This window comes from Streptomyces sp. NPDC058864 (genome assembly GCF_042742985.1).
Classification (GTDB): Bacteria; Actinomycetota; Actinomycetes; order Streptomycetales; family Streptomycetaceae; genus Actinacidiphila.
On sequence record NZ_JBHYMQ010000064.1, the window covers coordinates 1 to 11,960 of the forward strand.

At 73.3% G+C, this 11,960-nt stretch carries 16 protein-coding genes; 6 read left to right on the top strand and 10 right to left on the bottom strand.

Translation table 11 applies throughout. From position 1 onward, the window contains the following. Window positions 1-456: ATP-dependent DNA ligase (locus ACFW3D_RS33065; protein WP_500510593.1), on the top strand; the 456-nt coding region annotated here is incomplete at its 5' end. Between the two features lie 75 nt (window positions 457-531). Here the strand turns inward: ACFW3D_RS33065 and ACFW3D_RS33070 are convergent. The 5 genes from ACFW3D_RS33070 to ACFW3D_RS33090 all read right to left on the bottom strand — a co-directional run bounded on the left by ACFW3D_RS33070 (window position 532) and on the right by ACFW3D_RS33090 (window position 3,121). Then, window positions 532-795, bottom strand: a complete 264-nt coding sequence (locus ACFW3D_RS33070; RefSeq protein ID WP_500510595.1) for a response regulator transcription factor — start codon at window positions 793-795, stop codon at window positions 532-534. 144 nt (window positions 796-939) lie between these two features. After that, complete coding sequence (locus ACFW3D_RS33075; RefSeq protein ID WP_500510598.1) at window positions 940-1,287, bottom strand: S26 family signal peptidase; 348 nt, start codon at window positions 1,285-1,287, stop codon at window positions 940-942. 298 nt (window positions 1,288-1,585) lie between these two features. Continuing rightward, window positions 1,586-2,011, bottom strand: coding sequence for a hypothetical protein (locus ACFW3D_RS33080; protein WP_500510600.1), 426 nt, complete (start codon window positions 2,009-2,011; stop codon window positions 1,586-1,588). A gap of 169 nt (window positions 2,012-2,180) precedes the next feature. Continuing rightward, window positions 2,181-2,345 carry a hypothetical protein gene (locus ACFW3D_RS33085; protein WP_500510603.1) on the bottom strand — a complete coding sequence of 55 codons (165 nt, stop codon included), beginning with the start codon at window positions 2,343-2,345 and terminating at the stop codon, window positions 2,181-2,183. Window positions 2,346-2,446: 101 nt separating this feature from the next. After that, entirely contained in the window at window positions 2,447-3,121 is a 675-nt protein-coding gene (locus ACFW3D_RS33090; RefSeq protein ID WP_500510606.1) for a class I SAM-dependent methyltransferase, read from the bottom strand. 175 nt (window positions 3,122-3,296) lie between these two features. Here ACFW3D_RS33090 and ACFW3D_RS33095 point away from each other — a divergent pair, with 175 nt between their 5' ends. Continuing rightward, window positions 3,297-3,731, top strand: coding sequence for a hypothetical protein (locus tag ACFW3D_RS33095; RefSeq protein ID WP_500510608.1), 435 nt, complete (start codon window positions 3,297-3,299; stop codon window positions 3,729-3,731). After that, a complete protein-coding gene (locus ACFW3D_RS33100; protein ID WP_500510611.1) occupies window positions 3,728-4,201 on the top strand; it encodes a group III truncated hemoglobin in 474 nt (157 codons plus the stop codon). Before ACFW3D_RS33095 ends, ACFW3D_RS33100 begins: the two co-directional genes overlap by 4 nt. A gap of 382 nt (window positions 4,202-4,583) precedes the next feature. Here ACFW3D_RS33100 and ACFW3D_RS33105 read toward each other — a convergent pair whose 3' ends face one another. Then, the gene (locus ACFW3D_RS33105) at window positions 4,584-5,591 is read right to left on the bottom strand and encodes a zinc-binding alcohol dehydrogenase family protein (RefSeq protein WP_500510612.1); all 1,008 of its coding nucleotides are present in this window, start codon (window positions 5,589-5,591) and stop codon (window positions 4,584-4,586) included. 155 nt (window positions 5,592-5,746) lie between these two features. On the opposite strand from ACFW3D_RS33105, the gene ACFW3D_RS33110 reads away from it, so the two are divergent. Continuing rightward, window positions 5,747-5,950 (top strand): hypothetical protein, encoded by a 204-nt coding sequence (locus ACFW3D_RS33110; protein ID WP_500510614.1) that lies wholly within the window; start codon window positions 5,747-5,749, stop codon window positions 5,948-5,950. A 322-nt stretch (window positions 5,951-6,272) separates the two neighbouring features. After that, the gene (locus ACFW3D_RS33115; protein WP_500510616.1) at window positions 6,273-6,692 is read left to right on the top strand and encodes a PPOX class F420-dependent oxidoreductase; all 420 of its coding nucleotides are present in this window, start codon (window positions 6,273-6,275) and stop codon (window positions 6,690-6,692) included. 15 nt (window positions 6,693-6,707) lie between these two features. On the opposite strand, the gene ACFW3D_RS33120 is transcribed toward ACFW3D_RS33115, so the two are convergent. The 4 genes from ACFW3D_RS33120 to glgA all read right to left on the bottom strand — a co-directional run bounded on the left by ACFW3D_RS33120 (window position 6,708) and on the right by glgA (window position 11,066). Next, the gene (locus ACFW3D_RS33120) at window positions 6,708-7,463 is read right to left on the bottom strand and encodes a TIGR03943 family putative permease subunit (RefSeq protein WP_500510618.1); all 756 of its coding nucleotides are present in this window, start codon (window positions 7,461-7,463) and stop codon (window positions 6,708-6,710) included. Beyond that, window positions 7,460-8,488 carry a permease gene (locus tag ACFW3D_RS33125; protein ID WP_500510619.1) on the bottom strand — a complete coding sequence of 343 codons (1,029 nt, stop codon included), beginning with the start codon at window positions 8,486-8,488 and terminating at the stop codon, window positions 7,460-7,462. Before ACFW3D_RS33125 ends, ACFW3D_RS33120 begins: the two co-directional genes overlap by 4 nt. 156 nt (window positions 8,489-8,644) lie before the next feature. Next, a complete protein-coding gene (gene glgC, locus ACFW3D_RS33130; protein ID WP_500510622.1) occupies window positions 8,645-9,865 on the bottom strand; it encodes a glucose-1-phosphate adenylyltransferase in 1,221 nt (406 codons plus the stop codon). 16 nt (window positions 9,866-9,881) lie between these two features. Then, window positions 9,882-11,066, bottom strand: a complete 1,185-nt coding sequence (gene glgA / locus ACFW3D_RS33135; protein WP_500510625.1) for a glycogen synthase — start codon at window positions 11,064-11,066, stop codon at window positions 9,882-9,884. A gap of 144 nt (window positions 11,067-11,210) precedes the next feature. Here glgA and ACFW3D_RS33140 point away from each other — a divergent pair, with 144 nt between their 5' ends. Next, window positions 11,211-11,957 carry a class I SAM-dependent methyltransferase gene (locus tag ACFW3D_RS33140; RefSeq protein WP_500510627.1) on the top strand — a complete coding sequence of 249 codons (747 nt, stop codon included), beginning with the start codon at window positions 11,211-11,213 and terminating at the stop codon, window positions 11,955-11,957. Window positions 11,958-11,960 lie beyond the last annotated feature (3 nt).

Genomic DNA, 11,960 nt, shown 5'->3' on the forward strand with positions numbered 1-11,960 from the left:
ACGGCGGGGTATCCGGAGTTGCGGGGGTTGGCGGGGGTGTTGCCGCCGGGTCTGGTGGGGGTGCTGGACGGGGAGGTGGTGGCGTTGGGGAAGCACGGTGGGGTGTCGGTGGAGCGGTTGCAGCGGCGGATGAGTCTGCGGCATCCGGCGGCGGTGGCGGAGGCCGCGGAGGCGATGCCGGTGCAGTTGGTGGTGTACGACATCTTGCATCTGGGGGAGCCGGTGTTGCATTCGCCGTACACGGCGCGGCGGGCGTTGCTGGATGATCTGGGGGTGTCGGGGCCGCATGTGGTGGTGCCGCCGTACTGGCCGGCGATGGCGAGTGAGGCGTTGCACTACATCCGGCAGGAGGGGTACGACGGGGTGGTGGCGAAGCGGTTGACCAGTACGTATCTGCCCGGTCGCCGCAGCCGTGACTGGATCAAGGTCAAGAACCTGCACGCCGACGGCTCCTGACCGCGGCGGATCCCGTGCTGCCCGCTCGGCGCGGCGGTCGACGGCAGGTCGTGGTCACCGTGCGTGCGCGGGGATTCACAGCCCGAGTGCGATGGCGGTGCGGGTGAGTTCGGCGGTGCTGTAGATGCCGAGCTTCGCGCGGATGCGGCGCAGGTAGGCATCGACGGTGTGCTTGGAGAGCCCCATGTGGCGGGCGGTCTGCAGGTAGGTGCGGCCCGCGGCGATGTGGCGCAGGGTCTCCCGCTCGCGGGGGGCGAGTTCGGGAAGCCCGGCTCCGCTCTCGCTTCCGGTCGCATTGGTGGCGGTGTCGGCCTGGGGCGTGGTGGGTTCGGCGCTCATGGGGTGTCCTTCGGCGGGTCGGCGGTCGTCCCTGCTCACGCCCTCGGAAGCAGGAGGTGGATGTCCGATTAGGGCGTTTTGCCCTCTAATCACCACCTTCGCCCCCCGACGTCATGACGCTGTCCGCCGAACGTCACAGGCGTGTCACGAGGCGAGGGCCTTGCCGGACGTCCGAGGACGGGGGACGCCGTCGACCGCCGTGCAGATGCCGTAGACCCGGCCGTGTCCGGTCCAGCCGTTGACGTGGCCCCGGTTGTTGCTGATCTGTACGCGCTTCCTCGCCGGGTCCACCGCGGACACCAGGTGCAGGTACACCGTGCCCGCAACACGGGCCAGCACGATGTCGCCGACCTCGAGCTTCGACGGATCGACCGGGACGACCGTCACCTGCCGGCGGCTGCGTACCAGGGGGACCATCGAGGATCCGCTGGGCCGGAACTCCACGCTCGCCCCGCCGGCCACCCTGCCCGCCACCGCGTCCAGTGCTCCCATGGTGCGATCGTGACGCATTCAGCCCGTACGGCCAACCGCTTATCGCCGCGCCGTCCCTGACGCCCCGTCGGCGGCCGGCCCGGCCGGAGCGGCCGGGCAGTTCGTTCGCGGTGCGCGTTCCCGCGCTCGGTGTGGGGTCGGGTGTGGCGGCAGGTCCGTGGGGCGTGCACGCGCCGACGACGGTGCCGGCCATCAGGGCCGGTACCTCGCGGCGGTCCCACTGCCTGCTCACACCCGCCGGGCCAGGCACCAGGGTCCTCACGGGGCCCGCCGGGGGCGGCCGGGCTGCGGGAGAGCGTCAGGGTGCGGTGCCGTCAGCGGTGCGCATGAGTCCAGGCCAGTCGCCGACCAGCAGTTGCCGCTTCCAGACGGCGGCCTGGTCCCCGGAGACCCGGTACTGCGCCGCCACCTCGGAACCGCGGGCCTCGCCGGACGCCACGAGCATCACGATCCGGGCCTTGTCGACGACGGAGAGCCGCTTCGCCGGCTTGTCCGGCAGCGCGCCCGGCGGGGCGCACCCGGCCGCGGCGGCCGCGGTGGGCAGTCCGGGCAGGGCGTGCCGGGACGATTCGCCGTCGTCGCCGGCGCGGCCGGCGTCCCGTGAGCACGGGGCGGGGCGGTCGGCGGAGGTCTGGGTCAGGTGCGCGGCGCCCGCGGTGCCGGCGGCGACCGCCAGGGCGGCCATCACCAAGGCGACGGGACGCTGCAGGGCGTGCCTGGGCATGGCAGGTGCTCCGTTCTGGGAGGTGGGGGTGGGGGTGCGGGGCGGGCGTGGAAGGGCGGAGGGCCGAGGAGGGCGTGAGGCCCCCCGCCCCCGTCCGCGGCGGGCCGTGGCGGCCCGCGCCTCCGGCAGGCCCGGCCGGGAACGTGCGGTGACCGGGCCGCCGGGGCCGTCAGTCGGCAATGACGCCGCTGTCGACGTTCCCGTCGTTGATGGTGGTGGCGTTGTCGTCACCGACGTGGATCACGACGCCGCCGTTGCCGCTGCCCCCGGGACCCTTGTCGTGCTCCCGGCCCCTGAGCGTGACAAGGCGGCGGGTGCGGGGAGCGGGCTCCATGGGAGTTCTCTTTCGTGGGCCGGAGAGCTTGGCGATGTCTCCAGTAGGCCGTGCGGCCGCCCGCGCGTCACGTCGCTTGATGTCGGGACTTGACAGGCGGCTCAGCCGGTCCGCCGGTAGTGGGCGGCGACGCCGGGCTGTCCGGTGTAGTTCGGTCCCGCGTCCGGATCGGCGCCGACGAAGCGCAGGGGAAGCCGTACGGTGCGCGGGCCGGTGAGTGTGAGGCGGTGGTGGCGCGCGCTGTAGGCGAACCCCTCCGCCCGCAGGGCGGCCAGGGCGAAGCGCCCCGCGGGTCCGCCGTCCGCCCATCGGATCGCGGCGGGATCGAGCTGGGCGACGAGCAGGCCGCCGGGCCGGAGCCAGCCGGCGGCTCGGGCGAGCAGCCCGAGCCGGTCCCCGACGTAGTGGAGGCCGTGGACACACGTGATCAGGTCGTACGGCGCGGCCGGCTCCCAGGCCGTCACCGAGGCGGTGACCAGTTCCACCGCGGGCGGCAGGGGCGCCGCCGTCAGGGGCCCCACCAGGTCGACCCCCGTGAGTCGCGCGGTCTCCGGCAGACGGCCCGCGGCCTCCCGCAGGGCCAGCCCCTCCCCGCTGCACAGGTCGAGCCAGCGGGGTTCGGGGGCCCGGGGCAGCAGATGGCCGACCGGGTCGAAGCCGAGCTCGCGGGCGTAGCTGTTGGCGCCCGTCAGGCCCCGCTCGCGGTTCATGGTGTTGTTGGCAACGACGGCGGTGAGCTCGAGCCGGTGGTCGGGCAGCAGATCGGGCGAGGTCATCCGGTCATTCTCGGTGCCGACGCCCGTGCCCCCCAAGCCCGTTGGGCGGATTGTGACGGCCGACTCTAATGTGCATCTGAGATGCAAATTTAGGTTAGGGTGGAGGCATGGACCTTCACCGCATCAGACGTCATCCCGTGCGCACCGCCCGGCGCCGCCCCGAGCGGAGGGCCCGGTGAACGCCGGCGCCGTGCTGGCGCAGGTGGCCGCGGTCTTCGTGTGGCTGGGGATGGTGCTCGGGATCTCGTTCCTCGAGGCCCCCCTCAAGTTCCGCGCCGAGGGGATCACCGTGCCCCTGGGCCTGGGCATCGGGCGGATCGTCTTCCGCGCGCTGAACCGCGTCGAGGCCGTACTCGCGGCGATCGCCGCGGTGGCGGTGGCGTGGGAGGTGCCGGGGCCCGTCCCGCTGGGTCTGGGCGCGGGTGCCATCGCCCTGCTCCTGGTGCAACTGCTCGTGGTGCGTCCCTCGTTGAACCGCCGTACCGCCGCCGTCCTCGCAGGGGAGACCGGCCCGCGCAGCCGAGCCCATCTGCGGTACGTCGCGCTCGAGGCGGTCAAGGCGCTGTGTCTGGCCGGATGCGGCGCCGCGCTCGTCCTGGAGCGGCTGTGAGCGCGCCCGGGCCCGTCGCCGCGCAGGCCGCGCAGGGCGGCACGGGTCGTGACCTCGCGGACCGAACGGACGTCGAACGGCTGGTGACCGCCTTCTACCTCCGCGCCTTCGCCGACCCCCTGATCGGACCGATCTTCACCGACGTGGCCCGGATGGATCTCGACGCGCACATGCCGATCATGTGCGACTTCTGGGAATCGGTACTGTTCGCCGCCGGCCGGTACCGGCGCAACGCGCTCGCCCCGCATCTGGCCCTGCACCGCATGGCGCCGCTGGGACCCGAGCACTTCGGCCGCTGGCTGGGGCTGTGGACCCTGACGGTCGACGAGCTCTTCCACGGCGAGAAGGCGGAACTCGCCAAGCTGCAGGCCGGGCGCATCGGCGGATCCCTCCAGCGCCGCCTCGCGGGCCGCGACGCGAGCGAGTACGTCACGATCCGCCGCCACGAGGGCGGGGAAGCGGCGGGCTGATCCTGCGGCCGCGGACGTTCCGTCGAGGACTGGGCAGGCGTCCTCTACCGGCGGCAGTCCGGCGGGAGCATGCGCCGCCGAGGACGGGTCGAGGGCTTCCTGGTGCCGGTGTTCGACCCGGGGGCGCGGGACGCCCTGCGGCGGCTGGTCGGAGGGGAGTTCGCCGGCGGCTGGACGTGGAACCACTGTGGCCGGACGATGCGCGCGCGTGGCCGCGTGCCGTCATCGCGGGAATCCCCCACTGGGCATCCGACGGGCACACCGAGGAGTTGCCCCGCCCCGAGCCGGACGAGAGCAGGATCCGCGACACCGCCCGGGCATGGGCATCGGTGACCACTCCGGACGGCCCCGCCGCAGCGCGGCAGCCGGCACCTTGCGGGGATCAACGCGCGACGACGACCTTGCCGATGCTCCGGCCGGACTCCACCATCTGGTGCGCGCGGCGCAGCCCCGCGGCGGAGAAGTCCTCGATCGTGGTGGTGACGGTGCTGCGGATGCGGCCGTCGTCCACCAGTGCCGCGATCTTCTGCAGCAGGTTCTTGTGCTCGATCATGTCGGACGTCCGGAACATCGGCCGGGTGAACATGAACTCCCAGTGCCACGCGATGCTCTTGGCCTTGAGCGGCAGCAGGTCGAGCCCCTCGGGCTCGTCGATCGCAGTGATGTGACCGCCAGGACGCATGATCCGGGCGTACGTGTCGACGTTGCCGGCCGAGTGCGGTGAGAGCAGGTAGTCGACGCCCTCGGGGGCGGCCGCGGTGGCGGTCGCGGCGAGGTCGTGGTGGTCGACCACCGCGTCGGCGCCGAGCCCCGTGACCCACTGGGCCGTCTCGGGGCGGCCGGCCGAGGCCAGCACCCGCAGGCCGGTCAGCTGCTTCGCCAACTGGATGAGGATCGAGCCAACGCCTCCGGCGCCGCCCAGTGCCAGCAGGGTGCCGGTCGACCTGGCGTCGAGGGCGAACCGGTCGAACAGGGTCTCCCACGCGGTGATGCCGGTCAGCGGCAGGGCAGCGGCCTCCGCGAAGCCGAGGCCGCGCGGCTTGCGGGCCACGAGGCGCTCGTCGACGACCTGGAACTCGGCGTTGCTGCCCGCGCGGGTCAGGTCCCCGGCGTACCAGACCTCGTCGCCCACCTGAAGGGTGGTCACCTCGCCGCCCGCCGCCTCCACGACGCCCGCGGCGTCGAAGCCCAGGATGCGGGGCCCGTCGGAGGCTTCCAGCCCGGCGCGGACCTTGACGTCCACGGGATTGACCGACACCGCCCGCACCCGCACCAGCACGTCACGCGGCCCGGGATCCGGCACCGGCACCTCGACGTCGACGAGGCTCCCGGGGTCCTCCGCCGGCAGACCCCGGTAGGAGGCGACGGCCCGCATGGTCCGTTCGGTCATGGCCGGACGCTCCCTCGCTGCGCTGACGGGTCCCGCCCAGCCTGGCACGCCCGGTCGTCCCCGGCAGCGACCGCCGGGCCATCCGGGTGCCGGGCGCCGGGCCGCCGTCCGGCGGCCGGGATGCGGGGCGGCGCCGTACGGGACATCCTGGCGGCATGCAGCGTCGCGTCATCGTGATGCCGCCATCGATGAGCGGCGGCCGGCGCGTCCGTGTGGACGGCGAGATCCTGGGCATCGCGTACCACCTCCGCGATTTCCAGGAGTTCCTGCGGCGCGCCGGCCTCGATCCCGACGCCGTCGACCTGGCCGACCCGGACCTCGTCGAATGGCGCGGGGCCGGCCCCGGCGTGTGGACGTGACGCCCGTGCGAGAGGTGACCGGCCACGCCGGTTCCTTCTACCGCGCCGCGCACCGGTCGACGAGCACCAGACCGAACTCCCCCATGAGAGCGGCCAGTCCAGGGCCCGTCCGCCCGTACCGCCCCGCTCGGCGCCTGGATGGGCACCCCCCCACAGGGGTGGGACCTCCACCGTCGGGAGCGAGCGGGGCGCGAACCCGCACGGGCCCGCGGCGCGCCCCTTCGACGGACACCGCGGGGCGCGCCGGGTCCGGGCCGCCGTCCGGCCGGGCGGATGTGGCACGGTGAGGCGCAGTGCCGAAGATCACCGCGAAGGAGTCCCCGTGTCCAAGCCCCCGCTCCCCCCGGCCGCGATCGAGATGCTGAAGAAGCCCAACCCTGCCGTGATCACCACGCTGCGGGCCGACGGCCAGCCCGTGTCCACGGCCACCTGGTACCTGTGGGACGACGGCCGGGTGCTGGTCAACATGGACGGCGGCCGCAAGCGCCTGGACCACATGCGCGACGACCCCCGGGTCACCCTCACCGTGCTGGACGAGGGGAACTGGTACACCCACGTCACCCTGATCGGGCGCGTCGCGGAACTGCGCGAGGACTCCGGTCTCGCCGACATCGACCGGCTGGCGCAGCAGTACCTGGGCCGTGCCTACCCGCAGCGGGACCGCGAACGCTTCAGCGGCCTGATCGAGATCGAGCGGTGGCACGGCTGGGGCTCGCTCAAGGACAGCAGCCAGCCGGGCTGACCCGGCACGGCGGCGTCAGCCCTCGTACGGCTCCGCCGGCTCCCGCACCGGCCGGGCGCGGGTCACGTCCAGGAACGGGACGGGTCCGTTGTTGACCGGGTCCTCGGCCCGGCGCGGGGTGTAGGTCCCGGTGACCTCCAGCCAGGCGTCCGGCCGCAGGACGGGCGGCACCTGCCCGGTCAGGCCGATCTTGACCGGGCGGGCGTCGGCGGCGCAGCAGTTCAGCACCATGCGGGTCAGGTACGGAGTGCCGTCGCGGCCGATGCTGACGAACCCGGTGAGGACGAACCGACGGCCGCTCAGGGAACGTCCGTGGTCGTACACCGCGCGGCCCGCGTAGTCGCCGCTCTCCATCCGCAGCGGGTCCCCGGCGGGCAGGGTGGGGAATCCGAAGGGACGGGGGACCGAGGTGCCGCTCCGGTTGGCGGAGTAGGACCCCAGGGCGGGCGGGGCGACCAGGACCAGCGCGACCAGCGGCAGCACCAGCAGCCATGCGACCTTGGGCTCCCGGTGCGCCTGCGAATGCGGATGCGTATGCCCCGCGTCGTGCGCGTCCCGCCGCCCGTCGTCCCGGTCCTCCTCGGAGCCTCGGGGCCGACGCAGTTCGTACCGGACCGTCGCCAGGGCGGCGACGACCAGCACGGCGCCCGCCGCCAGCAGCAGCGGCTGCAACCCGGCCTTCACATAGCGCAGATAGAGGTCGCTGAGTCCGGCGTGCAGCAGCGCCACCCCGGTCAGGAGCAGCACGGCGGCCTGTGCCTCGCGGTTCAAAGGAGCACCGCCCCGGTCACGGAGCCCAGGACGACGGCCACGGCGAAGGTGGCGGGCGCGAACCGCATCGCGAATGCGCGCCCGAAGGCGCCCGCCTGCAGCGCGAAGAGCTTCAGGTCGATCATCGGCCCCACGACGAGGAACACCAGCCGGGCGGTGAGGGAGAACTGCGACAGGGACGCCGCGACGAACGCGTCCGCCTCCGAACAGATCGACAGCACCACCGCGAGCACCGCCAGCGCGAGCACGGACACCACCGGGTTCCCCGACGCGAGCCGCAGGACGTCCTCGGGCACGAAGGACTTGAGCGTCGCCGCCGCCATCGCACCGACGACCAGGAACCCGCCGGCGTGCATGACGTCGTGCCGCACCGAACCCCAGAAGGCCGCGCCCTTGCCCTGCCCCTCCGCCGAGGGGTGGTGGGCCGTCGGCCGCAGCAGGTCGGGGCGCCCCAGGCGCTGCCACAGCCAGCCCATGGCACAGGCGACCAGCAGGCCGGCGACGAAGCGGGCGACCACCATGCGGGGCTCGTTCGGGAAGGCGACGGCCGTGGCGGTCAGCACCACCGGGTTGATCGCCGGCGCGGACAGCAGGAACGTCAGCGCCGCCGCCGGAGCGACCCCCCGTCGCACCATCGCCCCCGCGACGGGCACCGACGCGCACTCGCAACCCGGCAGGACCGCCCCGGCCACGCCCGCCACCGGCACCGCCACCGCGGTCCGGCGCGGCAGCGCCCGCGCGAAGAACGACGGCGGCACGCACACCGCGAGCACCGCCGAGAGCACGACGCCCAGCACCAGGAACGGCAACGCCTGCACCACCACCGCGACGAACACGGTCATCCAGCTCTGCATCACCGGCGCGGACAACGCCCCCCGCACCGGCCCCTGCAGCATCAGGGCGACGAGCAGCAGCAGCGTCAGCACCAGCGGCGAACTGACCCGCCACCCCTCCTCCGGATCCGGCCGCCCGGCATCCTGCCGCGCGTTCCCGGCCGGCGTCGGGGCCTGTTTGGTGACGGTCACGGGCGGACTACCTCCGGCGGGACGGGGGACGTGAAGAAGGGACTGCACCCTCCATACGCCGTGGCCCGGCACGCCGTCTCATGCCCCGCCAGGACTTTGCGCAGCCTTGGTGCGAGCGGTCCTACGATGGCGGCGAAGCAGCGGAGCGGGGCCCGGTCAGAGCACGTGCTGGCCCTTGCCGAGCGCGATGATCCCGTTCGCGGAGGCGTGGTAGAGCTCGCGGTCGCGCTCCGGGTTGACCCCGACGGTGGCGCCCGCGGGCACGACGACGTTCTTGTCGAGGATCGCGCGGCGCACGACCGCGCCCCGCCCGATGCGGACGTTGTCGTGCAGCACCGAGCCCTGCACCACCGCGCCCTCCTCCACCACCACCCCCGGCGACAGCACCGACTGGGTGACCTGCCCGGAGATGATGCAGCCCGGGCTGACCATCGACTCGCTCGCGATCCCGCCGGCCACGAACTTCGCCGGGGGCAGCCGCAGCGAGTGCGTGTACAGCGGCCATTGGTCGTTGTAGAGGTTGAAGACCGGGTGGACCGAGATCAGGTCCTGGTGGGAGTCGTAGTACGCGTCCAGGGTGCCGACGTCCCGCCAGTAGCCGTGGTCGCGGGAGGTCTCGCCGGGGACGTGGTTGTCGTCGAAGTCGTAGACCTGCACCTGCCCCTTGGCGGTCAGCAGCGGGATGATGCTGCCGCCCATGTCGTGCACCGAGGAGTCGTCCTCGGCGTCCTGGGCCAGCGCGTCCAGCAGCACCTTTGTGGTGAACACGTAGTTGCCCATCGAGGCGTACACCCGGTCGGGGTCGCCGGGCAGGCCCGGCGGATCGGCGGGCTTCTCCAGGAACCGCTCCACCCGCACCCCGCCCGGTCCCGGGGTGATGATCCCGAACGAGGAGGCCTGGTCGCGCGGGACGCGGATGCCCGCCACCGTGGCGCCCGCGCCGGCCTCGATGTGCTGGCGCAGCATCTGCCGGGGGTCCATGCGGTACACGTGGTCGGCGCCGAACACGACGATGTAGTCGGGCTGTTCGTCGTACACCAGGTTCAGGGACTGGTAGATGGCGTCCGCGCTGCCGAGGAACCATCGCGGGCCCAGCCGCTGCTGCGCCGGGACGGGCGTGACGTAGTTGCCCAGCAGGTTCGACATCCGCCAGGTCGTGGTGATGTGCCGGTCCAGGGAGTGCGACTTGTACTGCGTCAGCACGCAGATGCGCATGATGTCCCCGTTGACGAGGTTGGACAGGACGAAGTCCACCAGCCGGTAGGCGCCGCCGAACGGCACCGCCGGTTTGGCGCGGTCGGCGGTCAGCGGCATCAGCCGCTTGCCCTCCCCGCCCGCTAGCACGATTCCCAGCACCGAAGGTCCGCCGCGCATCACTGTGCCCCCTTTGCCGCTACCGCCCCTGCGACTTGCAGATCTCCTCGTACACGCCCATGGTGCGGCGGGCCACCGCGTCCCAGCCGAACTCCGCCACCGCCCGCTCGCGCCCCGCAGCCCCCATCCGCGCCGCCGCCGCGGGGTCGCCGGCCAGCGCGCCGACCGCCGCGGCGAGCCCCGCTTCGAACGCCTCCGGGTCCTTCTCCTCGTACGGCACCAGGAGCCCGGTGACCCCGTCCTCCACCACCTCCGGGATCCCGCCCACCGCGGAGGCGACCACCGGGGTGCCGCACGCCATCGCCTCCAGGTTCACGATGCCCAGCGGCTCGTACACCGACGGACACACGAACACCGCCGCGTGCGTGAGCAGTTGCACCACCTCCGGCCGGGGCAGCATCTGCGGGATCCAGACCACCCCGCCGCGCACCGCCCGCAGTTCGTCCACCAGCTCGCGGAACTCCCGGTCGATCGCCGGGGTGTCCGGCGCCCCGGCGCACAGCACGATCTGCAGGCCCGGATCGATCCGCCGGGCGGCCCGCAGCAGGTGCGGGACGCCCTTCTGCCGCGTGATCCGCCCGACGAACAGCGCGTACGGGCGGCCCGGGTCGACGCCGTGCGCGGTGAGCGCGGCGGTGGACGCGTCGGGCCGGTAGAGGCGGGTGTCGATGCCGTTGTGGACGACGTGCACACGCGCCGGGTCGAGCGCGGGGTAGCTGCGCAGGATGTCCGCGCGCATCCCGTGCGAGACGGCGATGACGCCGTCCGCGGCCTCGACCGCCGTCCGCTCCGCCCAGCTCGAGAGCGCGTACCCGCCGCCGAGCTGCTCGGCCTTCCAGGGACGCAGGGGTTCGAGGGAGTGGGCGGTCATCACGTGCGGCACGCCGTACAGCAGCTTGGCCAGGTGGCCGGCGAGGTTGGCGTACCAGGTGTGCGAGTGCACCAGGTCCCGCCCGGCGAGCGCGGCGGCCATCGACAGGTCGACCGACAGGCTGCGCAACGCCTCGTTGGCGTGGCCCAGTTCCGCGGCGGCGGCATGGCGGGTGACGCCGGGGTCGGCGCCGGCCGTTCCGTCCGCCTCGGCCCAGCAGTGGACCTGAAGGTCCGTCAGCGTCCGTAGCTCACGGGCCAGGAACTCCACGTGCACGCCCGCCCCGCCGTAGACGTACGGCGGGTACTCCCGCGTGAGCAGTGCCACCTTCACGGGCGCCTCCCGGGGTCCCGTCGCCGTGTTGGGACATCCATGCCCCGCAGAACGGTGTTCGATCCGTCTTCCCCGCCTTTCGCCGGGGATGCCCCGCGCGGAATTCCTTCGACTTCTCCGCCCGCTTCGTGAATGGTCGGGCGCATGCGACAGGACGACATCTGGGGCGCGGAGACCGCCCGGAGCTACGACACCCCCGGCACGGGCATGTTCGCCCCGGAGGTACTCGGACCGGCCGTGGACCGCCTCGCCGAACTCGCCGACGGCGGACGGGCGCTCGAATTCGCCATCGGTACCGGCCGCGTCGCCGTGCCGCTCGCGGCGCGAGGCGTGCCGGTCAGCGGTATCGAGCTGTCAGAGCCGATGATCGGCCGCCTGCGCACCAAGGCGGACGGCGCGACGATCCCGGTCGTCACCGGCGACATGGCCACCACCCGGGCCCCGGGCACCTTCCGGCTGGTCTACCTCGTCTACAACACCATCGCCAATCTGCTCACCCAGGCCGAACAGGTCGCCTGCTTCCACAACGCCGCCCGCCATCTCGCACCGGGCGGGCGCTTCGTGATCGAACTGTGGGTCCCCGAGCTGCGCAAACTGCCGCCCGGCCAGCAGGCCGTGGTCTGGCACTCCGAATCCGGCTCCATGGGCGTGGACACCTACGACGTCCTGCGGCAGCAGGTCGTCTCGCACCACTTCCGCTTCGCCGACGGCGAGCGGGCACGGCTGTTCCGCACCCCGCACCGCTACATCTGGCCCGCCGAGCTCGACCTCATGGCCCGGCTCGCCGGATTCGACCTGGAGTCCCGCCACGCCGACTGGCACGGCGCGGAGTTCACCGCCGAATCCCGTTCCCATGTCTCCGTCTACCGGCTCCCCACCGTCGAGCGGTGACCG